Origin of the sequence: Anaerotruncus sp. 80 (genome assembly GCF_009936115.1) — a bacterium.
GTDB classification, from domain to species: Bacteria; Bacillota; Clostridia; order Peptostreptococcales; family Anaerovoracaceae; genus Senimuribacter; species Senimuribacter intestinalis.
In genome coordinates this window covers 1-23,124 of the sequence record NZ_QWES01000010.1, presented here as the reverse complement: position 1 = coordinate 23,124, position 23,124 = coordinate 1, and the positions used below count along the sequence as shown (strand labels likewise).

The 23,124-nt window shown below is 41.5% G+C and carries 23 protein-coding genes and 3 riboswitches; of the genes, 1 reads left to right on the top strand and 22 read right to left on the bottom strand.

The annotated features are described in order from the left end of the window. Window positions 1–45: 45 nt before the first annotated feature. The 20 genes from D1155_RS05995 to D1155_RS05900 all read right to left on the bottom strand — a co-directional run bounded on the left by D1155_RS05995 (window position 46) and on the right by D1155_RS05900 (window position 20,561). On the bottom strand, window positions 46–582 hold the full coding sequence (locus tag D1155_RS05995) for a type II toxin-antitoxin system PemK/MazF family toxin (RefSeq protein ID WP_201759542.1): 537 nt from the start codon (window positions 580–582) through the stop codon (window positions 46–48). Between the two features lie 362 nt (window positions 583–944). Beyond that, the gene (locus tag D1155_RS05990; RefSeq protein ID WP_160201483.1) at window positions 945–1,496 is read right to left on the bottom strand and encodes a sigma-70 family RNA polymerase sigma factor; all 552 of its coding nucleotides are present in this window, start codon (window positions 1,494–1,496) and stop codon (window positions 945–947) included. 398 nt (window positions 1,497–1,894) lie between these two features. Then, the gene (locus D1155_RS05985) at window positions 1,895–2,074 is read right to left on the bottom strand and encodes a hypothetical protein (protein ID WP_160201481.1); all 180 of its coding nucleotides are present in this window, start codon (window positions 2,072–2,074) and stop codon (window positions 1,895–1,897) included. Window positions 2,075–2,109: 35 nt separating this feature from the next. Then, window positions 2,110–2,256 (bottom strand): hypothetical protein, encoded by a 147-nt coding sequence (locus tag D1155_RS05980; protein ID WP_160201480.1) that lies wholly within the window; start codon window positions 2,254–2,256, stop codon window positions 2,110–2,112. A 17-nt stretch (window positions 2,257–2,273) separates the two neighbouring features. Next, window positions 2,274–2,870: a transcriptional repressor LexA gene (gene lexA / locus D1155_RS05975; RefSeq protein WP_160201479.1), complete on the bottom strand. Its 597-nt coding sequence runs from the start codon at window positions 2,868–2,870 to the stop codon at window positions 2,274–2,276. A 261-nt stretch (window positions 2,871–3,131) separates the two neighbouring features. After that, entirely contained in the window at window positions 3,132–3,878 is a 747-nt protein-coding gene (locus D1155_RS05970; protein ID WP_201759541.1) for a class I SAM-dependent methyltransferase, read from the bottom strand. A 16-nt stretch (window positions 3,879–3,894) separates the two neighbouring features. Beyond that, window positions 3,895–5,490 (bottom strand): nickel ABC transporter substrate-binding protein, encoded by a 1,596-nt coding sequence (locus tag D1155_RS05965; RefSeq protein ID WP_160201477.1) that lies wholly within the window; start codon window positions 5,488–5,490, stop codon window positions 3,895–3,897. A gap of 18 nt (window positions 5,491–5,508) precedes the next feature. Next, window positions 5,509–6,480, bottom strand: a complete 972-nt coding sequence (locus D1155_RS05960; RefSeq protein WP_160201476.1) for an ABC transporter ATP-binding protein — start codon at window positions 6,478–6,480, stop codon at window positions 5,509–5,511. Between the two features lie 14 nt (window positions 6,481–6,494). After that, complete coding sequence (locus D1155_RS05955; RefSeq protein ID WP_347560970.1) at window positions 6,495–7,241, bottom strand: ABC transporter ATP-binding protein; 747 nt, start codon at window positions 7,239–7,241, stop codon at window positions 6,495–6,497. A gap of 25 nt (window positions 7,242–7,266) precedes the next feature. Beyond that, complete coding sequence (gene nikC, locus D1155_RS05950) at window positions 7,267–8,127, bottom strand: nickel transporter permease (RefSeq protein WP_160201474.1); 861 nt, start codon at window positions 8,125–8,127, stop codon at window positions 7,267–7,269. 13 nt (window positions 8,128–8,140) lie between these two features. Beyond that, window positions 8,141–9,070 carry an ABC transporter permease gene (locus tag D1155_RS16095; RefSeq protein WP_160201473.1) on the bottom strand — a complete coding sequence of 310 codons (930 nt, stop codon included), beginning with the start codon at window positions 9,068–9,070 and terminating at the stop codon, window positions 8,141–8,143. Between the two features lie 20 nt (window positions 9,071–9,090). Further along, window positions 9,091–10,854, bottom strand: a complete 1,764-nt coding sequence (locus tag D1155_RS05940) for an ABC transporter ATP-binding protein (RefSeq protein ID WP_160201472.1) — start codon at window positions 10,852–10,854, stop codon at window positions 9,091–9,093. After that, window positions 10,841–12,571: an ABC transporter ATP-binding protein gene (locus D1155_RS05935; protein WP_160201471.1), complete on the bottom strand. Its 1,731-nt coding sequence runs from the start codon at window positions 12,569–12,571 to the stop codon at window positions 10,841–10,843. Before D1155_RS05935 ends, D1155_RS05940 begins: the two co-directional genes overlap by 14 nt. A 10-nt stretch (window positions 12,572–12,581) precedes the next feature. Next, window positions 12,582–13,331 (bottom strand): class I SAM-dependent methyltransferase, encoded by a 750-nt coding sequence (locus tag D1155_RS05930; RefSeq protein WP_160201470.1) that lies wholly within the window; start codon window positions 13,329–13,331, stop codon window positions 12,582–12,584. Window positions 13,332–13,616: 285 nt separating this feature from the next. Next, the gene (locus D1155_RS05925; protein ID WP_160201469.1) at window positions 13,617–14,621 is read right to left on the bottom strand and encodes a hypothetical protein; all 1,005 of its coding nucleotides are present in this window, start codon (window positions 14,619–14,621) and stop codon (window positions 13,617–13,619) included. Between the two features lie 320 nt (window positions 14,622–14,941). After that, a riboswitch (cobalamin riboswitch) is annotated at window positions 14,942–15,130 on the bottom strand. Between the two features lie 204 nt (window positions 15,131–15,334). After that, complete coding sequence (locus D1155_RS05920) at window positions 15,335–16,816, bottom strand: nitrogenase component 1 (protein ID WP_160201468.1); 1,482 nt, start codon at window positions 16,814–16,816, stop codon at window positions 15,335–15,337. Beyond that, window positions 16,813–17,631 (bottom strand): nitrogenase iron protein NifH, encoded by an 819-nt coding sequence (locus tag D1155_RS05915; protein ID WP_160201467.1) that lies wholly within the window; start codon window positions 17,629–17,631, stop codon window positions 16,813–16,815. Before D1155_RS05915 ends, D1155_RS05920 begins: the two co-directional genes overlap by 4 nt. A gap of 6 nt (window positions 17,632–17,637) precedes the next feature. Next, on the bottom strand, window positions 17,638–18,429 hold the full coding sequence (locus D1155_RS05910; protein WP_160201466.1) for an ABC transporter ATP-binding protein: 792 nt from the start codon (window positions 18,427–18,429) through the stop codon (window positions 17,638–17,640). After that, complete coding sequence (locus D1155_RS05905; protein ID WP_160201465.1) at window positions 18,426–19,454, bottom strand: iron ABC transporter permease; 1,029 nt, start codon at window positions 19,452–19,454, stop codon at window positions 18,426–18,428. The genes D1155_RS05910 and D1155_RS05905 overlap by 4 nt, the downstream gene beginning before the upstream one ends. A gap of 18 nt (window positions 19,455–19,472) precedes the next feature. After that, window positions 19,473–20,561: an ABC transporter substrate-binding protein gene (locus D1155_RS05900; protein WP_160201464.1), complete on the bottom strand. Its 1,089-nt coding sequence runs from the start codon at window positions 20,559–20,561 to the stop codon at window positions 19,473–19,475. Window positions 20,562–20,702: 141 nt separating this feature from the next. Beyond that, a riboswitch (cobalamin riboswitch) is annotated at window positions 20,703–20,816 on the bottom strand. A 134-nt stretch (window positions 20,817–20,950) separates the two neighbouring features. Here D1155_RS05900 and D1155_RS05895 point away from each other — a divergent pair. Continuing rightward, entirely contained in the window at window positions 20,951–21,883 is a 933-nt protein-coding gene (locus D1155_RS05895) for a LysR family transcriptional regulator (RefSeq protein ID WP_160201463.1), read from the top strand. Between the two features lies 1 nt (window position 21,884). On the opposite strand, the gene D1155_RS16090 is transcribed toward D1155_RS05895, so the two are convergent. Continuing rightward, a complete protein-coding gene (locus D1155_RS16090; protein ID WP_347560969.1) occupies window positions 21,885–22,448 on the bottom strand; it encodes a cysteine-rich small domain-containing protein in 564 nt (187 codons plus the stop codon). Between the two features lie 87 nt (window positions 22,449–22,535). Continuing rightward, window positions 22,536–22,742, bottom strand: a riboswitch (cobalamin riboswitch). Window positions 22,743–22,795: 53 nt separating this feature from the next. After that, a complete protein-coding gene (locus D1155_RS05885; RefSeq protein WP_279261520.1) occupies window positions 22,796–23,062 on the bottom strand; it encodes a LysO family transporter in 267 nt (88 codons plus the stop codon). Window positions 23,063–23,124 lie beyond the last annotated feature (62 nt).

Below are 23,124 nucleotides of genomic sequence, written 5' to 3'. Positions count from 1 at the left end.
CAAAGCAACACAAAGTGATGAGTCTTAGTTTACCCTTCTCTTTCTTTATTCCGAACCGCTATTTTCCTGACCCAAAAGACGACTGTTCTTTTTCTTCACAAAATAGTCAAATCCCAGCCGAACTCCGCAGTATGTACAAATGTCTTTATGATTGTCCTTTGGATTCACCCTCCATATTCTGTACTGCTCATTCCAGTTAAACTGATTCCTGCACTTTGCACACAGTGTGAGTATCATTGGTGTTATCTTTTCAAGTTCCAGACTGACTGCAAGTGCCCGGTCAATTTCTTTCAACTGTTCAGGGCTCAAATGTCCCAGCTTTCGAATGAGCCTGGTTTTATCAATGGACTTTGGCTGCTCTAACAGTACCATGGAGGTTTTTAGTAGTCCGCCTGTATCTTTGAGCCGAATATGTGTCGGTAAATCACGCTTTACTTTTGCAGTAATCGGCGCAACAATAACCAGCGGACTGTAGCGGTTTCCCATATTGTTCTGTATAATCAGCACAGGTCTTGTTCCCCCCTGCTCACAGCCAAGACCGCAGGGAAGCTGCGCCATAAAGATATCTCCTCTTTTTATCATAATTTTTTCCTTTTCCGTTGTCATACTTTATGTAAATCTCAGTGAAACGGCTGCCTGCGAATCAGCTCCACGAGGTCTCCCTCCCCCGACTCTGTCCGGGCTGCCCCCATTGCGATGTCTGTGGCTGGGCAGGAGTATCATTGTTACTGTTATGGGTCATGGCAAATCCGGAAGCAATCCGGATCTTCAGGCAGATAGTTCTCGCTCTGACAGTTTCTTTTCACTGCCGTCCCGGCGTATCTCCTGATGTGCTTACGCTTTTGGCGATCATAACAGGAATGTATTTACTGAGACAGTATTCAGTTGTCAAGGTTCAAAGGTTCTTTCCTGTTCCTTTCACTATAGGTATTGCTGACTTTTTTTCATTTTGTCCCGCAAAAAGTTCGTATTTTTTTCAGAACATGATTTTTCCGTCTGTCAATGGTTGACTTTCCCACACCATACAATTTGGCCAGTTCTCTTGTGGTGTACCCTTCTTCGCTAAAATACAACAGATTAATCAGCTGCTTTTCCTCCGGCTCCAGCATCATTAAGGCTTCCCTCAATCTTTCACGTTCTTCCTTTTTGCATAATGCTTCATCCGGACCGCAATCCTCTGCTTTCAATTCTTCCAGCAGAGTCCCGGCACCAAACCGGTTATCCAGATACTCCGGTTTTGGGGCCTGTTCGCTTTGCTTCTTCAGGTACTGATGGCGGTTATACTCCCGTTTCCATTGTTCATAGACTTCCTTCGATGTCTCTATCACAATTTCACTGCAGTCATAGTCAATGTCATCTGTAAGCAGAATAAAGTATCTCTTTTCATGCTTCATTTCCGAGACGATCTCCCGAAATGCTTTCCCGCTGACTTCAATTAATGTTCCAATGTTTTCTTCATTTTCATTATCCTTTACCAGATATATCTTTCTTTTCATTTCCATGCGCTCCTTTCAGATTTTCGATAACTTTCAAAATCTGAAAGATCATGGATAAGCTGCGGTTCGCTCTGCCCATATCCGTTTCATAGGTCTTCCTTTCGGGCAAAACGAAAGCCACTGATTTCTATCAGTGGCAAAGATTGCAAAAAGAAAAAGAGCCCGGCAAAACAAAGCCCTGATAATTCAGGTTACTTTCGTTTTGCCAGGCTCTCCAGTCCAGCTCTTCACAAACTCTTGATTCTGAGGCCGAATCTGCAGATTCTCAGCCTGCTCTGACGGTACCATCAGAATCTCACTGATTCAGTTGTTTTATGCCTGTATCTTCTTTCAAATGGCAGGGAAGCCTTCATGAAATACTTCCTGCTGCGAAACAGGCAAAGGTTAGAATAAAATTCTCACCCTTTATTTTCTCCACGTGCTGCGTGATACTCTGACAGCTGCAGCACTCCTGCGTAATACTTGATGATCAGGCCCTGTCTGCATTTGGGACACTGTACCTCTATCTTATTTGCATCCTGTGCACGAAACAGCATCTTCCCACAGACCGGACAGTAAACATAGTATTCCTTACTCACACAGCATCCCTCCTTTGCCATGTATTCCTGCCATTTTAAACTGTAGCCAAGGGACTTACCTCATCATCAGCCGGAGTATTTCTTCGTTCTCCCTTTTCCCCGCACTTCCTGATGGTGATAACTCTGCATTTGGTTGTTCTTTCATCCCTGTAAAATTCTTTTTCATTCAGCCTCTTTTTCAAACCCATCGACCTCGCAATCAATTTAACTTTTTAATGACATTTACGGCTACACCCTGGATTCTGCAGTCAGAAACCAGAATATCCTCCATCTCCGAGTTTTCCGGATGAAGTCTGATCTGATCTTCTTCTTTGTAGAATCTTTTCAGAGTCGCCTCCTCATCCATCAGTGCAACAACGATTTCTCCGTTCTCCGCACTGTTCTGCTGCCGGATGACAACCAGATCGCCGTCTCCGATGCCTGCCTCAATCATGGATTCTCCATGTGCCCGGAGAATGAAGAACTCACCGTCTCCGAATAGTGATGCAGGGAGGGAAACATACTCTTCGATATTTTCTTCTGCGAGTAGTGGAACCCCGCAGGAGACACTGCCGAGTACAGCAGCCCTGTTCAGTTTCGGAGCAGTCTTTTCCATGATATTGGTGGTAATCACCTTGTTTGCGTAGGATAGCATGCCGTTTTCATTCATCTCCACGATGTACTTGTAAACAGTACCTTTTGCAATTCCCACACACGCGGCAATCTCTGCCATCGAAGGAGATTGATAATGCTCCAGATAATACCGGTTCACACAATCCAGAATTCTTTTCATTGTTTCTGTGCTTTTGCTTCTCATTGTCATCTCCTTTTCTAAAAGAAACTTTTCGTTTCCTTTAGATTCATTATATACTATTTGTGACAAATTGCAAGAGAGAAAAATAAAAAAGACAAAATGTGCAGGTCTGAAACTAATATATACCCCTTTATCGGGCGAACCAGTAGAGGGGTATATATCACTCAAATATTCTCTTCTTTGTTTTTCTCTTAAGATTTAAAAACAATCATTAGAACGTATAAAAATCACTCTTTGCTAAGAATGGGGAGCAAAAACAGTCCCCTACTTCCAGATAATAATCCGAAACTTCTTCCCTTGATATCCATACTTCCAATACTCCAGCCGTTTAAAGCTATTGCGATAGGAGTCTTCAGTGATGCGTATTTTTTTGTACCCTGCTTTTAGTATAAGCGCTTTGTCTTCTTCCGGCTGTTTTGCAGTTACCATAGGAAGTTTCCTAAACATACCGGTATCATCACTGTGCGTAGCTTTTTCAGGAATTCTCCTCTCCGTAATCAGAATAATTGCCTGAGACAACAGCCTCCACGCTGATTTTTTTAAACTTTTTTCTCCTCTGCGATAATCACCATCATAGATAATTACTTTACCGCCTGGCTTTAATACCTCTCGCCACCTGACAAAAGCTTTCTCAGGATCATATAATGTCCATACCACATCCCTGGAGATAATAACATCGTAGCTTTCTGCAGCTTCCACAGGCAATTCTACAGCATCTTCTACCTCAACCACAGCCTCGGCACTTTCCTTTTTCAGATTCCGGGCTGCACAGTCTACCATGCCTTCAGCCCCGTCGATAGCTTTTACCCGATGTCCCAGTCTGGAAAGCATAATAGATAGAAACCCTGGTCCACAGCCCACATCCAGCACATCTAAAGGCTCTTCTCCCAGAATCTGTTTCAGCTCTCTTGACCAATGAATTACATCTCGTCTGTTAGACAGCTGGGTCTGTACCAGGCGGTCATAGCTGTTTGAGTCCTCTGTCCACGCATCCTCTATTTCTTTAAACATAAGTTTATCCTCCCTCTTATGGCAATACATCTATTTCATCCCAGCACAGACCTTCATAAGACGTCGGAGCAATCTTTAGTCCTGTTACTCGTTCTTTGTTATAGATAACAGCGTTCTTCGGATAATACAGGGGTACTGTCACTGCTCGATCATTCATTTTAGATAGAATAGAATTGTACAGCTCTGTCCTTTTTTCCTCATCTAAAGTCTTTAATACTACACCGATCTCCTTACTGATTTCTTCATCATACCAGCATACCGCCTGGTTTCCCTCTGTCTGATAGAACATACTGCTCAAAAACCCATGAGGATTCCAGGAATCTTCATAAGAACGATAAATCAGCATATCATAATCTCTTGTACTCCAAATAGCATCATAATAGCCTGTGGATTCCATCTGCTCCAGTTTTATCTCTATTCCAATTTTTGCATATTCAGATTGCAGGTATTCGCAAAGCGTTTTCCAGTTGGAATATTCTTCTGTCTGGAAAACCAGTCTAAAGGAAAGCTTTTCTCCATTTTTTTCTAAAATTCCGTCACTGTTCGTATCCTTATATCCGGCCTCCGCCAGCAATTCCCGCGCCTTGTCCACATCATAGGGGTATCCTTTACTGTTTTCTTCCGTTACATAAGGGGTACTAGATGGGAAAATACCAGTTGCGGGGATCCCATCTCCGTCTAGCAAAGTATTTACAATACTCTCTTTATCAATTCCATAATTCAGTGCCTGTCTCACTCTCTCGTCCTGAAGCTGTTCATTTTCATAGTTTAAAATCAAATAAAAAGTTCGCACAGGTTCTCCTTCTATGGTGTCTAATGACTCTTCACTGTCAATGATCTGTCGACTCTCTGAAGGGATGTCCGCCAGACAAATATCCGCATCACCGCTCTGCATGGCCATAATTCTGGCCTGCCCATCGTCCACTTGTTTCAGAATAATTCTGTCCACCTTTGGCTTATCTCCATAATAATAAGGATTAGGCACCATTACCACTTCCTGATTAGTTTTATAACTCTCTACCATCCACTGTCCGGTACCAATCATCTCTTTAAAATTACCTTCCTCGTCCAGACTTTTTTCTCCTAAAATGCGATAAGGCCGTGGATAAGTAAATTCGGTTAAAATTGAATAAGCTACATCGTCAAAGACGAAAGTAACCGTATAATCATCCACCTTTTTCACATCTTTGAGAGCTGCAGAAAATGTCAGCTTATCCTCCCAGCGAGAAGCGTTGAACAGCACTGTATCAGCATTAAAATCGCTACCATCAGAAAATTTTACATCATCTCGCAAATAAAAGGTATATTCCTTTCCATCCTCACTAATTTCCCATTTCTTTGCCAAAGCCGGCTCAATTTCACCGCCTTCCCCATATCTCACCAACGGATCATAAACCATTTCAAATAAACGAAAATCTTCATTAATACCGGAAATGGTGTCTGCTTCTTCCGGTTTCAGATCCGAAGAGACCAATACCGTCACTTCTTTTTCATTCGATTTTTCCGTATTTGTGGAAGCATTCTCTCCACCGTTTTTGCTGCAGCCTGTAAAGAACAGTGCAGTACATAATACAACAGCCACTGTTAATTTACTTATTTTTCTTAACAACATATCGTTTCTCCTTTTCTTTTATTTTTTATAGCAATGACAGGCCACCCAGTGTCCTTCTGCTATAGGTGTCAATTCAGGTATCTCCTGTTTGCAAACTTCCCTGCATCGCTCGCACCGACTTTGATAACTGCATCCGGTTCTTGCAAAAATAGACGGAACCAGTGGTTTTCCCTTTTCCATACCAAGCTTACGCTTTCTTGGATCAGTTGCAGGAACAGAGTGAAACAGAAGCTGTGTATAGGGATGCTCTGCCATCTCCTCAATGCAGTCAGTTCGTTCTATATATTCAACCACCCGTCCTTGATACATAATTGCCACTGCATCACAGACATAGGGCACATTGGATAAATCATGGGTAATCAAAAGATAGGTGACATTAAATTCCTCCTGCATTTCCTTGAGCAGATTCAGAATCTGTTTCCGAATGGAATAATCAAGACTGGATACCGGTTCATCACAGATAACCAGCTCCGGATGCAACACTAAGGCCCTGGCAATATTTGCCCGTTGGCACTGACCTCCGGATAGCTGACTGACATAGCGATTTTTCAACTTTGCTTCCAGCCCTACTTTCTCAAGCACTTCTTCAATGGCATCGTCGTATTCTTTCCTAGAAAGCGATACATAGTTTTTCATAACCTCCCGAATACTCTCTCCAATGGTATAAGTAGGATCAAATACACTGTTACTACTTTGGAAAATCATCTGCAAATTCTTTCGCATGGGACGCAAATCTCGTTCCTTTTTGCCATGTACTGCTTCTCCTTTAAAAAAAACCTTGCCTCCTGTAGGCTTTTCCAGCCCCGCCGCTAGCATACCAAAAGTAGTCTTGCCACTCCCACTCTCGCCAATCAAAGCCAAAGATTTTCCCTTCCATAGTTTCAAGGAAACACCATCCACGGCTTTTACCACCGAAAGTCTGTTATTCTCTACAATTTTTTCTTTTCCGTAATATTTTTTCAGATTCTCTGTCTCTAATAAAAGTTCCACTTCTTCCGGCTCCTTTACAAAATGGAATTTAAAAGTTTCTTCGTATATGCATGCTGAGGATTTTCAAAAATTGTATTCACCTCTGCATTCTCAACAACTTTCCCGTCCTGCATAATACAGACGTCGTCGGCAATTTCCGCTACCACCCCTAAATCATGGGTGATAAACAACACCCCCATCTCCTCTTCCCTGCTCATCCGATAAATCTCTGTTAAAATCTGCTGCTGTACGGTTACATCCAATGCAGTAGTGGGCTCATCTGCAATTAGAAAAGACGGTTTAAGTCCCATCGTAATCGCAATCATCACTCTCTGGCACATACCACCAGAGAGTTCAAAAGGATATTTTCTCATTAAAAGCTCTGAATCTTGCAGATTCACTGCTTTTAAGCAAGAAACAGCCTGGTCATAGGCTTCCTTTTTGCCAATTCTCTGATGCTGCATAATTCCTTCTATCATCTGGTTGCCCACAGTATATAAAGGATCCAGGGAAGTCGATGGATCCTGAAAGATCATACCCATGACCGTTCCGTTTAATTCTTGACGTTCCTTACTTGTCAGTTTTTGAACATTCATTTCGCCTAGGAAAATTTCTCCGGATCGCACTTTGGCATTTGGGGGTAATAAATTCATAACTGCTAAAGAGGTCACGGATTTTCCGCTTCCGCTTTCTCCCACAAGGGCTGTTACTTTTCCGCGTTTGACTTCCAGACTGACACCTTCTACTGCAGAGATAATGCCTCCTTTTGTCTTGAATTCCACATGCAAATCCCTTATTTTAAGTGATCTATTGTCCCGAAATTCCATTTTTCATTCCCTCTCCTAACAAGTTAAAAGCCATTACAACAATTACTATGACAATACCCGGGTAAACCATCAATTGTGGGAATGTCTGAATATAGTTTTTACTGTCACTTAGCATAATGCCCCATTCCGGTGTAGGCGGCTGTACACCCAAACCGATGAAAGAGAATCCGGCGATTGCCAAAATGATGGTTCCGATTTCCATTGCTGCAAGGGCGATGATGGAAGGAGCAATATTACGTAATATATGTTTAAAAATTATCTGACCTTGCTTACAGCCTCCTGCCTTTAATGCCATCATATAATTCTGCTCCTTTACCTGCATAGTGAGGGACCGTACCAGTCTGGCATAACCTGCCCAGTATACAAAAGACATGGCCAAAACCAGATTTTTACCGTTTGCACCCAGAGTACCCGCTATAGCCAGTGCCACAATAAAACTTGGCATAGCCATAAAAATATCAATGACCCGCATGATAAACAAATCCACTTTGCCGCCCACATAACCTGAAATCAGTCCAATGGGTACACCCACCAGCAACGTGATAAACAGCACAATAGTACTATACAAAAGAGAATTTCTGGTGCCCCAAATTAATCGAGAGACGATGCATCGTCCCAGCTGATCAGTTCCCAGCCAATAGGTAGCGCTGGGTCCCTCCAGCTTTTGAGCAACATCTACCAAAAATGGATCATTTGGCGCAATTATTGGCGCCAATATGGCAATTACCACAAAAATGCTTACAATGGTAAGCCCGATTTTTATCTGAAACTGGCCCAACATCTTCCGCCAACGATTCTGTTTTACGCAAGCCATTTCCAGGATTTCTACTTTTTTCTTCATCACGATCACCTACCTACTTTAACTGAATTCTGGCATCCACTACTGAATAAATAATATCGATTAGTAAGTTCATCAATACCACAAAACAGGCCAATACTAGAATAAAGCACTGCAAAAGTGGCAAATCCTTTGTATATACTGCTTCAAGAGCCATTTCTCCTATTCCCTTGATAGAAAAAATAGATTCAATGACTGCTGAACCGCATAACAGACCCACGCACATGGTACTCATTTGGGTGATAACCGGTAGAATCGCATTTTTCATTCCGTGTTTTAAAATAATACGAAGGTTAGAAATCCCCTTGGCTTTACATGCACGAATATAATCCTTTTTCAGAACCTCGCTTAAATTTGCGCGTATAAGCCTGATTAAAATACCAAAATATCCCATATCCAAAGTAAATGCCGCTAGAACAGGAATTCCTGCGGTTGTCCCTTCTATGACAGAAATGACTCCCAGTTTTACGCCGAATATGTATAACAGCATCAGACCAATCCAAAACGAAGGCACGGATACACTAAAAAAGGAAAATACCTGTACAATTTTATCTATCCATGAGTGCTCCCATACTGCAGAAATCATGCCCAGAAAGATAGAAACTATAATCAATATAATAAACGCTGTCGCCGCCAGCTTTAATGTAACCGGCAATCGGCTTATGAATTCTTCCATCGCCGGCTTCTGCGTGGAATAAGATTCCCCGAAGTCGCCGTGAAGCGCATTTCCCAGCCATCGTACATATTGCTTATAGATAGGCTGATCCAAACCGTTTTCATGCCGTACCTGCTCAATTTCCGTCTGTGTGGGATGTTCGTAAATCTGCTCTGCTAATACACGAGCCGCATCTCCGGAGGAGAACATACTGAGCCCAAACACAAGGATGGATACTACCAGCAGAATCGGAATCAATGTCATCAGTCTTTTTATTATATACTTAACCACGTTTTCCCTCTTCTCTATTTTTATTCTTCTTCCATCTGCATGGAAATCAACTCTCGAAAGAAACCTTCCTCTGCCATCAAATCTTCATATGTACCGTTCTGTACTACATGACCTTCTTTTAATACCACAATTCTGTCCGCCGAACGAATGGTAGATAACCTGTGAGCTACAATTAAAGTGGTTTTGTTCTTACTGAAACGACGAATAGACTCCTGAATTTCTCGCTCGTTTTCTGTATCCAGATTGGAAACTGCCTCATCCAGAATTAAAATTGGGGCATCCTGCAGTATCGCACGGGCAATGGCAATTCGTTGTCTCTGACCTCCGGAAAGCTTAGCTCCGCCTTCTCCTGCAATAGTTTCATAGCCATTCTTCATATCTAAAATAAAATCATGTGCCAAGGCCATTTTAGCCACATTCTCAATTTCTGCATCAGTCGCTTCCGGTTTACCAAGTCGGATATTCTCCCGAATGGTGTCCCGAAACAAATACACATCCTGAAGCACTACGGATGTCAAACTCCTTAAGTTCTCCAATGTCATGTCCTGCAAATTACAACCACCAATAGACACATTGCCACTTTCCGGGTCCCAATAGCGTAATATCAGCTGAATGCATGTACTTTTTCCCGCTCCCGAAGGGCCTACCAGAGCCACTGTCTCTCCGGGATTTACTGAAAAGGAAATCTGTTCCACTGCCAGATCCAAGTCGTTCCTGTAGCGAAAACTCGCTGATTCAAACTGAATCCCGGGAACCAATTGTTTTATGTCTATGTCCTTTCCTTTATCCTCTACCTGAGGCTTCGCTTCCAAGACTCGATATACCCGATCAGCTGCCGCAAAAATAAGTCCGAAATTCCGAGCAGTGTTGCACACTTCCACAACCGGTCCCAAGACCATACCCGCCAGCACTACTACAAGTGGATACATGGCTGTATCTATTTGTCCACTGGCTGACAAGCCTGCAGCTACTGCTGCTACACAAATCATAGAACACCCCAGAACGACCTGTAGAAAAGCACCTTCAGTTCCCAGCCTCTTTCCATAAATTAATTGACTGTCGTAGAGACGACTCATATAGAATTCATTCTTTTTTTGGTATGAATTTTTATAATTCAAAGATAAGATCTCTTTTATTCCCTGAACGCCCTCCATAGTTACCGCATTTGCTTCCCCAAGGTGTTCTCTTACTTTTATTCCCTGAAGATCTGCCTTTTCTCGCATCCAGACAGGTATACAAATAACCGGCACCAAAAAGCAAATCAAAATAAGAGGCAGCGCCCAGAAAATAAAACCCAGGCAAACCAGCAGAATTAACGGCACTAACACTGCCACCAGAATACTTCCGAAAGAATGAGCAAAGAACCATTCCAGAATCTCCACATCGCTCATCAGCGTAGAAGCCAGCTGACCAGAGCGCATGTTCAATAAAATCGCCGGAGATACCCGCTCAATAGCGGAAAACAGCATGACCCGAAAGTCGGCCAACACTTTAAAGGCCACATCATGTGCAAGCCACATTTCCATAAAATAGAAGAATACCTTGACCGCTACAATTACTATCAAAACTACCAATACTTCAGGAAATTGCTCCATAAGCCGGCTTTCCAGAGCCAGTCCCACCAGATAGGCCCCAAAAACAGAAAGACCTACAGTAGAAAGTTGATTTCCAATGCCGCCAATAACTGCTCCAACCATACGAGCCCAGTAAGCCTTTAGCTTCCCTGATAAACGAACTGCATTTTTAATTCTGATTTTTTCGGTTTTTCTGTCATATTTCTGCATAGTTTTGTGCCCTTACCAACCTTTGATAACTTTGATTATGTCGTAACAATTCCTGATGATTCCCGTATCCCATCACCCGTCCTTTTTCCAGTACATAAATCCTGTCTGCATGCTCCACAGCAGACAGCCGATGTGCGATGACAATCGTTGTCTTGTCTTTCATACATCGGTTTAACGCCTCCTGAATATGCATCTCGTTTTTCATATCCACACTGGAAGTAGCCTCATCCAGGATGAGAATCGGGGTATCTTTTAAAATGGCTCGGGCGATGGAGATCCGCTGCCGTTCACCACCGGACAGGGTTGCGCCTCGTTCCCCCACAATGGTCTCATAGCCTTGTGGAAGTGCTTCAATAAAATTATGAGCATTAGCCATTTTAGCTGCCTCTATCACTTCTGCCTCTGATGCATCCGGGCGTGCCATTTTGATATTTTCCAATACAGTCCCATAAAAAAGATAAGTTTCCTGGAATACCACTGCAATCTGACTACGCAAATATTCCATGGAATAGCTCCGAATATCCTTTCCATCTATTTTCACAATTCCTTCTGTCGCATCAAAAAAACGCAACAGTAGATTGACAATAGTAGATTTTCCAGAACCGGATTTTCCCACAATAGCTGTCACTTTTCCTGGTTCCATGGTCATATTTACTTTCTTTAAGGCATCACCCGCATCCTCCTCATAGCGAAAGGTTACGCCTGTAAGTTCAACCGCCGGCAGTGCACAAGAAATTCTTTGACCGAGAATTCCATCTTCTAAAACTATCGGCTCGTCAAGTACTGAAAATAATTCCTGCGCCACAGATAATCCTAAGTAACTCCCATGCCAATAGATATTTAAATCGTTCAGTGGCTTCATGCACTCGCCGGAAAAAAATAAGATTATTAAAAGCGCGTGGTATTCCAATTTACCCTGGGCCATATGAAAGGCTGCCAACGCTACACTAGCTACTGTTCCTACTGTTGTACAAGCTACAATCACCGCTGAATCCGATAGAGAAATGCTTAAATTTTTCATGGATTCGCCGGCAAATGCCCAAACTCTTTTTGAGAGCTTCTCACCTTCCCTCCGACTAACCCCTAGAGATTTTAAAGTACTCATTCCCTGCATATCGTCAATGTACTGTGAGTTTAAGTCTGCATAATCCTGCCAGTATTTAATCATCACCCGAGATACTGCAGGCATAAAAAGATGAGGTACAATAATGGAAATAACAGCCATTAGCAACATTAAAACTCCTACACTCCAGTCTAAAGACCACATATACACTGTAGAAAAAGTGATTGTTGCCAGCACCACAACAGTCTGAGGCAAGTACTGAGTCAAAAAGACTTCAAGAGATTCGATACCATCAGTAATCAATGACTGTAAATTACCACTTCGCTTATCATTCTTATAGGCCGGCCCCAGCGCCATCAGCTTCCGAAGTATGTCACAGCGTACTTTGTTCTTTACCTTTGCAGCCATTTTTTTTGTATAACCTTCTTGGTATCGGCTAAACCAGGCTCGAATAAGCAGTACTATCAGGCACAAGGTAAACCAGAAACCAATATTCCTAAAAGTAACTCCGTCAAAAACTGCTGTTACACCTTTCGCTAAAAAAAATGCCTGAGTGAAGCTGCACGCCACAATTATTATGCCGATAAAAGTTTTTATCGCCGTCTCTTTCTTTGCATGTTTTAAAAAGGTAATCAATCGCAAGTATTTTCCCATGTTTCACTCACTATTTCTCCGCGCCTACCATAAATGCGGGTGTCAGTCTGTTTATCTCTTTTTCCATTTCATTACAAATCTTGTCCATAATATCAGGCTCTGAAAAAACCTTGGAAAACCTCAGCTCAATAAGATAGTTCAAGTCCCATTGAGGTCGTATCTTATCGCTCATAAAAAGACGGCGGCTTAATTCATCACCTTTTTGCGGATCAGCATGAGCATGAATTTTTCGACCATATTTTTCTCTCACCCTTTTTTCGTTTTCTTCATATCGAATTTGAAGTTTTTCATCATAGAGGTGTCGATACCAGCAGGCATCGAAAATTAACAGTCTTCCTCCTGTTTTCAACACTCGTTTCCATTCCTGATAAGCTCGTTTTGGGTCGTCCAATGTCCAGGTAATATTACGGCATATTACCATATCAAAACTTTCATCGGGAAAGCTTAAATTCTGGCAATCCATGGTCATCAATACAGCACTTTGTCCTTGCCTCTTTACGTTTTCCTTTGCCCTGGCAATCATATTTTCCGTAATATCAATACCAGTTACTTTATGACCTTCTTCACTTAGAATAATAGGGAAAAAACCCGGACCTGTGCCTACATCCAGAATTTTCAGTTTTGCTTTTCTGGGAGCATAGGACAGGATCAGCTCCTTCCATGCTTGTCTTTGAGAACTTTCCAGTTCTTCCTTAATGCCACGGCTGTATACATCCGCTTCTCCTTCCCAGTAATCCTTGATTTCTTCATTTAATCTCATGGTATCTCCTTTCTATTAATACAGTTTGTTTAGTACAAAAAATCACGTAAACGACTTCAAGCTTTTCCGCCACATATCACAGTTTTTTCTCTACAATGTCAAAATGAGCAATTACACTAAAGCTCTCTCTAAGAGACGTGTGCTTCTCTTCTACAAAGTGTTCTCCTTAAACACAAGAACAATAACAATTAGCAAACTCCAGCACTAATGTATCGTACATATTTCTTTTCGCGTTGCGTTTCTGTAATGCTGACTGCATTCTTCCGCATATAATTCCTCCTGCTCTTAATCCGGTAAATAATATCTTAACTGAAATAATACATTTGTCCATGACCCACAAGTTTGAATCAATCGCTTCACAATATACGGTGGAACATCTTTTTTGGTCGGCATTCTTTTAAGTGTTTCACTTAACTGTTGTAAATACTCTAAATCCGCTTTTGCTTCATCGGTAAGGTTTAAAACCCTGTAATAACAGTCATACAAAGTGTTTTTGTGTTTCCTTACCCCCTTTCTGTTGCTCAAGACCAGATCCGTCGATGAAAAGGGAGTGATTCGCATAACAGGTTCAAGACCTATCTGATACAATGCGTTTCTCCAAGAAGAGCAGCGCTCTATCAATTTTTGTCTCATTTCTCTGTCTACTTCGTCATGAAGTGGAGCGCGTCCTCTTTCCATAGATAATTGCTTTATAGTATCCAGCATCTGTCGGTAATCATCTTCCAGGTCGTCAATTCGATACACAGATTGTTGGCTTAATAAACAATCTTGAATCCCCGCAGCTTTTATCACCTGCCCCCATGTTTTCATATATTTTTTTAAATTTTCACATACTTCCGGAAGTTCATGAGGGTGAGGAATTCTCCCTGTCACCATGGCCTGTTTCCGAACAGTCTCCAGTTGTTTTTCTACATATTTTTTTTCTTTTTCAAATTGTTCTAAAGACTTCCCCTTGTTACCCGCAGACGCAGGAAGGCCGGCAGTTCTAAGTGCATATGGCCATTTTTTAAATCTTTGCTTAATATAGTCTTTCCATATCCAGAACACTTCTTTTTGCGAAGGGGATGTTCCTAAGACCTGTGCTCTATTACGCAAAACATTTAAAAGCATCTCGTCTGTTAACTGATCATAGAAAGCCTTACCCGTTTCACTTAAAAGTGAGAATGTTTCACAAGTCTCCGTATCGACCTCTTGTTCCATATTCTCATTATCATAAAATTCCTGCGACATTCTCAAAAGTCTTTGATACATAACATGAAATTTTTCTTCTGTTATCGTCGATTTGTCCATACCTTTCACCTTTTGTTAAAATCTGCTAAAAAAAACGTCTGTTCCGAAAGAACAGACGAAAAACAATGCAATCCTAACGGAAAAAAGAACACGACCTGAGCTGACTTATGCTAAAGCAATCACAGCTATATGTGGCGGAATTTCACCGCTCTAAAGATTAAGAGTACATGTTCCAAGAACAATCCTCATCGCATTTGTTTATTATATCAAATTAAAAAACCCTGTAAAACTCCAAAGTTAAACAGGTTCACACAACAATAAAATTCACAGCACTATCTGTGAAAACTATCCTTTATCTATACCTCCTGAACTCGAAGAGTGTAACGAATAATGCATATGAATGTATCCTGACTTATACATCATCATGGCCTCTTGTCTTCCCGATAAAAATCAGTGACTGAACAACGTTCTCAAAAGGACACTCCGTAATTACAGTAGCGTTCCTGTGTAAGACTCTCACTTACTTCCTGCAGAAAAATTCCGCAAAATTCAAAATGCATTTACATATTCACTTTTATATAAAAATACAACATTTTTCACATTTTGTCAATATAAAGGACTTTTATTTTTCCTGCAAAAATAAACGTAAAAACCAGAATAAACGTTTTTATTATTATATTAAAATATTTATTATATTATAACAAATTATATTTTTTAAATTCTGATTTCAATTTTATATATAGAGTATTCTAATAATAAAAAATGTCTTCCTTCTATAGCAGACTTCCGCCAATCATAGGATAAGTAATTTCAAAAAAAACGCATCGTTTATCACAAACATACTCGGAAAATACACGATCTGCCAATACAACATCTTTATCCCCCATCAGTCTCTCAAGTTCATGCAGTTCTGAAAAATAAAATATCTCCTCCATTAAGAAAGTTTCGTAAAATTCTCTGGTTTCCATGTCGGGTGCATACAACCCCAATTCTACTGATATACCCTGTTTTTCATAGTACTTCTTCAATCTGCTCCCCAATAGTGCCTCTGTCATAATCAGCATTTTTGCACCTTTTTTTATCTTAGGAAATACTTCCTCTGATACGGGGTGCAGTTCCTGATATATCGGAATATGCCATTTCTGACACCATGTTTCAGCCAAACAGCTGCCTTCCAGATTCCACGGCCAAAGGGAACAAATCTCAGGGAGCGTATCAAGCTCCCATAACTGAAACAGATGTACGCAATCAAACCCTTGTTTTTTTATCTGCTCTACTGCTCTTGTATAATATTGCCGGCAGGCAGTGCCAAGAGGGTAATGTCCAAGAATAAGAATTGTATGACCGCCCGGCTGCAGACGGTGTTTCTCTGCAAATCGTTCTCCCATTATCTTTAAAGCTTCTGCCGCCGCTTTTACGCCATAATGGAAACCATCTGTATAAAAGATCTCCCTTTGATTGTGTCGTAAAAACAATGTCTGTTCTATGCCGCTCATCTTTGTTACAGACCCAAACAGGCAGCAAAGCATTTTTTCTGAAGGAAAGTTCTCATTCAGAAGCTGTTGTAAATGTGAAGAAAAACCGGAACAAACATCCAGGTCATTAAATGAAGTCCGATACATACCATGGCTCTTATGAATCTCTGTTGACAGATCCAGGCAACGGCCACACCCTCCCGGAGTTATTAACAGCTGATCAACAGGAAAGGTTTGTAGCATAGAAAAAACAGCAGCAATATCCGGAGCCATAACAGGCATAATTTCCCCGCCTGTTGGTGACATTTTCTCACTGCTCCCATTATCGGAGATAGTGGGATATGATAAAAGCTCTTTCAGGATACTATCTCTTTCTTCTCTTGGCTTCTTCCTTCGCTTTACCATGGGACCACGCTGCAGAATTCTAACAGGTTTACCTTTCGGATTGTCCGCTTTTCTGAGCACTTCTTCTAAATCCATCCCCGAAATCACTTCCAGACAGGAAACATAAAAAACTATTCCTCTGATATCCTCGGCTGCAGCTGCCATCTCCAGCATAGCTTTGATTTTCTCGCTATTGCCCAAGACATAGTCATTTTCAGTCATCATACAAGGATAAAATCTTTTCAGTGCGCCTTTACGCTGCGCTTCCAGATACAAACTTCGCAGACATATGAGAGAACCGGCTGCTACTAAAGCTATGCCTTCTGTTTCAAGAATTGGTGCAGCCACACTTTCTTCCAGCCCTGAGAAATCCAGACTCTGTATGGCACAAGTCATTTCTTCACCTCCGACTTTAAATGAATTCGCTTTCGAAAAAGTTCCAATTCTTCTTTTTTTACTGGTTGGGGCAAGAAGTGCTCCCCATTTTCAATTCTTTCGGCCAAATGAACAAACTGTGCAAAAGCTTTGCTATCTGGCTGAGTTTCTGCTAAAGTTTTTCTGCAAAAGTCTGCGACCTTCAATTCCTTACTTTCTTCAATAACTCCTACAACCGGACATTTCACCAGCTCTGAAAACTCGTTCAGTATAGTCGCATCCCATAAGCCGCTATAGTGATTGTGGATCAGGCCACCCAATGCCGCACCATTAATTTGAAAAGTTTTTATGCCTTCAAGAATATTATTTGCTGCATACAATGCCATAAAATTTGCGGATGTCACAACATATACCGTGTCAACTAGCCTCTTTCGCATGGGCGCAGAAAAACCTCCACACACTACATCTCCCAGAACGTCATACACAATATAGTCCCAGGATTCCTCCAATATTCCCAATTCAGCAAGATGTTCCATAGTAATGGTGATACCCAGACCTGCACATCCCTGCCCTGCCGAAGGCCCCCCACTTTCTACACAAGAGATATCAAAGCAGCCGGAAAAAAGAATATCTTCTCTGCGTACTGTACTCTTTTGCTGTAGAACTTCCAGCACTGAAGGAATATTATCTCCGATTAATAATCTGGAAGAGTCCATTTTAGGATCGCATCCAATATGTAATACTCTATTTCCTTTCTTTGCCATAAGAGCAGAAAAGTTTGCAGCAATGGTTGACTTTCCGATACCACCTTTTCCATAAAAAGCAATTCTTCTCATCTACATTCACCCCATTTCTTCTCCATGTCTACCTGATATACAGACCATTCGGTTCAGACACTGTTCATAAACTAAATGTACGTCAATTTGATACAACTCTTTCATGGCCTCTTCTGTCACAAGTTCTTCGGTCTTTCCTGAGATCAAAGTACCGTCTCTGTTAAGAATCCCTACGTTTCCGTCCAGCAGCAGCACATGATCCGGCATGTGACTTGTAATGATTACGCCAAATCCTTTATTGGTTAGTTTTTTTATCTGTTTAAGCATTCGCAGCTGATTTCCGTAATCCAGATGGTTTGCAGGTTCATCCAGCATAATCAGTTCCGGCTCCTGCACTACTGCTCTGGCGATAGAAACCATTTGCCGTTCTCCTCCACTAAGTTCCGTGTATGGTTTTTCTGCCAGATGAAGAATATCAAACTCCTGAAGCACCTCATGCACAAGCCTGTATTCTTTGCTTCCCGGCTGCTGAAAAGTGCCCAGATAGGGTGCTCTTCCCATAACCACATAATCCCTGACAAGATAACCATATACAGGATCATGATTCTGCGGCACGTAACCGATTATCTTTGCCACCTCCCGAAATGAAAGACTACTAATTGGTTTTCCGTTAAGCATTATCCTTCCATCCGCAGGTGTTCTCAAATTGGCAATACAGCTCAGCAGTGTAGATTTTCCCGCACCGTTAGCTCCCAAAATGGAAAATACCTGGCCCTTATCCACACACAAGTTTACATGTTCAAATAATGTTTTCTGACCGGGATATGCGAATTTTAAGTTTTCAATTTCCAGTATCATGACAGTTTCATCCTCTGTTTCAACAGCAAATAGAAATAAAATGGTGCACCAACAAAACCGGTTAAAATGCTGAGTGGGAGTTCTGCATTTGTAATTACTCTTGCCATAGTATCAATCAAGAGCAAAAAAATTGCACCCATTACGATGGAAAAAGGAATTACTTTCCGATTATCCGGTCCAATCATCATGCGACACAGATGCGGTATTACAAGTCCGATCCATCCGATAGTCCCGCTTATACACACAGCACTTGCAGTAAGAATGGTGGCACACACGACTACTATACCTCTGATTCTTCTGATGTCCATACCAAGTGTTCTTGCCTCTCCTTCTCCCAGAGAAAGAATATTAATTCTCCACCTTATTGTAATCAGTATGATACCGGCCAGCAAAATCGGCGGACCGATATAGGCAACATCGTTCCAGGTTGCTTTTGTCAGACTGCCCAATTGCCAATGCGTAATTTCTGCAAGCTCGGTATCCGGATCTGCAACATATTTCAAAAGCCCCATTATCGAATCCAATAATCCCGTAACGATAATACCCGAAAGCACAAGCATCATCATGGAATGATTCTTCATAATCTTTGGTATTGATGTCGCTAGAACAACCGCAATCATTCCACCTGCAAATGCGACTATCTGAACTGTCACACCTCCGGCATTGCACAGGATTCCCACAGAAGCACCTACACAGGCTCCCGTTGATACGCCTAACATATCCGGGGCAACAAGAGGATTCTTAAATACCCCCTGATAGACAGCGCCGGAAAGGGCCAGTGCCCCGCCTACCAGTACAGCTGTTATGATTCTTGGAAGGCGGAGTGACATCACAACGGAATAGGCTTGCGGTTCCCAAGTCTGAGAAAAATCAAAAACATTAGATAAAACCACTTTCACAACATCAAGAGTGGGGATATGATATCTCCCCACTCCGCTTCCAACTATGATTAAGAGCATTAGTCCCAGAATCGCCACGATCATTACGATTGTAAAATTTTGAAAAATTTTTCTTTTGTCTTTCATCCTCGAGACTCCACGCACTTATTTGCTATTCTTATTTTCATCTTCCTTCATAATCTGTTTCAGATCGGCATCAGTCAAATCAGTATCAAAATACTTTTCAAAAAAGTTCGAAACTTCCTGCTCAATATTGATATCATCGAAAATATCAGGCTGTATCAACTGTGCCAGCCACATCATCATCAGAGGCGTTTCTACACCCGGTGCATCCCATCGATAAATACCCATCGGTACTTTATAGACTCTCTTTTCCTTTACAGCCTTAACTGTACTCCAGTCCTGACCTTTAATCCTGTTTTCATAAAGGTCTTCCGGAACAAATGAATCAAAATTGCTAAGCAAAATGATATCCGGATCAATCTTCAGAATTTCTTCCATCGTGATATCACTTGCATCAGCAGCAACATTATCTGCTCCTGCCATCTCCAATGCTGTTTTAACAAAATTATCGTTGCCCTGCAGTTTCAGTTCACTGTCTCTCAAATACAACACCTTTGGTTTATCTGCCTGTTCTACTTTTTCTTTATATGAACTGATTTTTTCATAAGTATCTGCATAAAGATCAATGAATAACTGTGCTCTATCTTCTTTTCCCAGCATTTGTCCTATGGCTCTAATACTGTCCTGCAACTGTTCTACTGTCTCATTTTTCACCATAATCGGCGCAATGCCAACTTCTTTCAGCTTTTCTGCTTCCTCAGTCTGGTAATCCCAAATGACACAAGCCTGCACACCATCTTCCACCAGCTGCTCGATATTGATGGAAAAATCGCTGCCAATACTGGAAGTGTCCAGTTTTCCATAGTTTTCATCTAAAGATTCCAGAAACTGTCCCGTATAGGCTGTCAATGCTCCCGGATTAATTGATACCATGCGCTCTGAGCTTCCGTCTATAGCATATATCACCGAAGACCATGGAAGCGGGGTCACCGCAATTTTCTGCAAATCAGACGGAACCGTCACCGCGTTTCCTTCTGCATCTGTCACCACTTTTACATCTTCGGATTCTTCCTGGCCGCTATTATTGCTGTTGCATCCTGCCAGACAAGACATGCAAAGGATAAGAATCATCAGAATTGCTATCACTTTTTTTGATAAATTAATACTCATCTGTTTTCCTCTTCTTTCTTCTCATATCGGCCAAAAGAAAAACTCTCTATGCCCATTGCATAAAGAGTTAAAACCGGCATCACCCGGTATCAACCTTATTTAATGGCCCGTTAAATAAAGTGTTCTGTACAAGATGTTCAAGTATCCTGGCTTGACTTCTCCGTCTCAGCAAACTTCCCAAAGCACAGCTTCAGTGTTCTTCTGCCTGACTCCGTCCTACAGTGGCGGCACCGCATCGGCATTTGACCGATTTCCATAAAACATCCTGCTATTCAGTTCTTATTCATTCTAGCATAGCCCTTTGCCTTTTTCAAGGCTCTGCTCCTTTAAAAAATCTCATTGCCAGTTATCATTTTTTTTGATAGTATTGTTTCGGGAGGACAAGTAACATGACACTACAGCAAATGAAATATATTATTGCAATTGCAAATTATTGCTCTTTTTCAAAGGCAGCAAAAAATCTTTTTGTTTCTCAATCTACCTTATCTACTGCAGTAAAAGAAACAGAAAAAAATCTGGGCATCACTATATTTCAAAGGAATAATCGAGGCGTTAGTCTCACCTGTGACGGCGAAGATTTAATCCGCTATATCCGTGATCTGGTAGGTCAGGCAGATTATCTTGAACAGAAATACCGTTCCCGTAAGTCTGTTCCGACTCGTTTTTCTGTCTCCAGCCAGCATCTTCCCTTTGCAACCAGAGCCTTTGTCAGCTTTTTACAGCAGATAGATATCCCTGCTTTTGACATCGCCATGAGAGAATGCGATACCTATTCTGTGATTCGTAATGTGTCCGATTCCCGAAGTGAACTTGGAGTGCTGACCATTTTAGAAACTTATATACAGCCGTTTGAACGAATTTTTGCCACCTACAATTTAACCTTTGTTCCCATTGCATCCATGCGCAACTATGTATTTTTCCGCAGTTCTCATCCACTTGCGGATAAGAAGGAAGTCTCTCTCCATGATCTGGCAGCATATCCTTTTGTCACCTATGATCAGTCTCCTGAGAGTTCTCATTATACAGAGGAGTCCCTTTTTTATGAATCGCTGAATCAAAATGTTCATGTCTGTGATCGCAGCACAAAAATTGCCATGATTCGCGGAAGCGATGCTTTCAGCATCGGTCCTGACTTAACCAACAGCAATGCTGACAAGTTTCACAGCAATCTGGGAGAAATCATGGCAAAACCACTCAATACACAGCTGGACAAAATCATAGCCGGTTATCTGGTACAAAGAGAACACCATTTAAGTGACTATGGAAAGATCTATCTAAAGAATCTGGAAAAAGATATTCATACAATTATCAATTTCGGTTAGTTCAGTCAGTCAGTGTATTATGAAACTTTCTCAGTTTTGTCATGATATAATCATAGTTGTTTTTTCTATGAGGTACTTTACACTGACTGCAGTCTTTTACTCCGTTATCAAGATACGCATAATTCCCGCCACAGTCTTTTCCCATAGGATACAGTGGGCAGTAGCAGAACAGGCAGTTAAACTCCTCTTTATCTGTGTCACTATGACACGGAAAATATTCGCATTCTTTATGAGAAAAAAATTTAAAATTTTCACCTGCGCTAAAATCCTCGGACTGCTCAGACCGATACAGACAATAGCACTCGTAGTTTTCACCCATATAGACCCATACATTTTCACCCATTTCAATATGTTCATCAAATAACATGTCCGGAATAAAAAGCTTGATGGATGTGCGCCTGCGCCCCTTCAAAACAATACCTTCCTTGACAGGATCAGCTTCAAAGCGCTCAATTTCATCTCTCAAGTTACTGATACCTGTCTCTTTTGAGAAATTATCTGTAAACTCACCGATATCAGCATACACCACATTATCCGGATTTTTAAACCAGTTCAGATTCATCATTGTATTACCTTCCCTTCTTCAACAAAAAAAGACTGCAAAAATGCAGTCCGTATTTACTGTCTTGTGCTTTTTCTTCCCGGTTCACCGCCGTAAAAAGCGATTCTGTGCAGGTCTTCTGGCTCACAGATCAATGCTCCCATTCGCCTTCCCGATTACTCAGTGGCCGGCTTCTGCCTGAATGTTCACTCCCTGAATACAGTGACGGTAACCGCGCAGGACTCTCACCCGCTTCCCTCTTAGCCTGTCTGATCAAAAGTATCGATGCAGACAGGAACACAAAACTCTTATATTTATATATCAATTATAGTATACCACATTATTATTTCCTGCTCAAGCTGTAAAATCTTTTATCCGATACACAGCGGCACCAGAATCGGTACAAAAATACTCACAGAGATTCCATTCATAAAAGAATATACGGCAATCCCTCCCCGAGTAGACTTTACAATCAGAGGCAGGCATATATCGGATGAACTGGATCCCGGCAGCGCCACCGCTTCGATAAATCCCAAATTTTTGGCTACTATGGGAATCAGCAGCATAGATAGCAGTTCCCTCATTACATTGTGCATAAAAGATACTGCACTGACCAATACAAACTGAAGGTTTGTCAAACATATGTTACACCGTCATGCAAAAAATTAAATAAAGTATCTTTAGGAGAAAGCCACTTTAA

What these genes read in the sequence shown, in the direction of transcription:
- D1155_RS05995 (WP_201759542.1), bottom strand. Translation starts at nt 582, where the DNA reads ATGATAAAAAGAGGAGATATCTTTATGGCGCAGCTTCCCTGCGGTCTT.
- D1155_RS05990 (WP_160201483.1), bottom strand. Translation starts at nt 1,496, where the DNA reads ATGAAAAGAAAGATATATCTGGTAAAGGATAATGAAAATGAAGAAAAC.
- lexA (WP_160201479.1), bottom strand. Translation starts at nt 2,870, where the DNA reads ATGAGAAGCAAAAGCACAGAAACAATGAAAAGAATTCTGGATTGTGTG.
- D1155_RS05970 (WP_201759541.1), bottom strand. Translation starts at nt 3,878, where the DNA reads ATGTTTAAAGAAATAGAGGATGCGTGGACAGAGGACTCAAACAGCTAT.
- D1155_RS05965 (WP_160201477.1), bottom strand. Translation starts at nt 5,490, where the DNA reads ATGTTGTTAAGAAAAATAAGTAAATTAACAGTGGCTGTTGTATTATGT.
- nikC (WP_160201474.1), bottom strand. Translation starts at nt 8,127, where the DNA reads ATGAAGAAAAAAGTAGAAATCCTGGAAATGGCTTGCGTAAAACAGAAT.
- D1155_RS05940 (WP_160201472.1), bottom strand. Translation starts at nt 10,854, where the DNA reads ATGCAGAAATATGACAGAAAAACCGAAAAAATCAGAATTAAAAATGCA.
- D1155_RS05935 (WP_160201471.1), bottom strand. Translation starts at nt 12,571, where the DNA reads ATGGGAAAATACTTGCGATTGATTACCTTTTTAAAACATGCAAAGAAA.
- D1155_RS05930 (WP_160201470.1), bottom strand. Translation starts at nt 13,331, where the DNA reads ATGAGATTAAATGAAGAAATCAAGGATTACTGGGAAGGAGAAGCGGAT.
- D1155_RS05925 (WP_160201469.1), bottom strand. Translation starts at nt 14,621, where the DNA reads ATGGACAAATCGACGATAACAGAAGAAAAATTTCATGTTATGTATCAA.
- D1155_RS05920 (WP_160201468.1), bottom strand. Translation starts at nt 16,816, where the DNA reads ATGACTTGTGCCATACAGAGTCTGGATTTCTCAGGGCTGGAAGAAAGT.
- D1155_RS05915 (WP_160201467.1), bottom strand. Translation starts at nt 17,631, where the DNA reads ATGAGAAGAATTGCTTTTTATGGAAAAGGTGGTATCGGAAAGTCAACC.
- D1155_RS05910 (WP_160201466.1), bottom strand. Translation starts at nt 18,429, where the DNA reads ATGATACTGGAAATTGAAAACTTAAAATTCGCATATCCCGGTCAGAAA.
- D1155_RS05905 (WP_160201465.1), bottom strand. Translation starts at nt 19,454, where the DNA reads ATGAAAGACAAAAGAAAAATTTTTCAAAATTTTACAATCGTAATGATC.
- D1155_RS05900 (WP_160201464.1), bottom strand. Translation starts at nt 20,561, where the DNA reads ATGAGTATTAATTTATCAAAAAAAGTGATAGCAATTCTGATGATTCTT.
- D1155_RS05895 (WP_160201463.1), top strand. Translation starts at nt 20,951, where the DNA reads ATGACACTACAGCAAATGAAATATATTATTGCAATTGCAAATTATTGC.
- D1155_RS16090 (WP_347560969.1), bottom strand. Translation starts at nt 22,448, where the DNA reads ATGATGAATCTGAACTGGTTTAAAAATCCGGATAATGTGGTGTATGCT.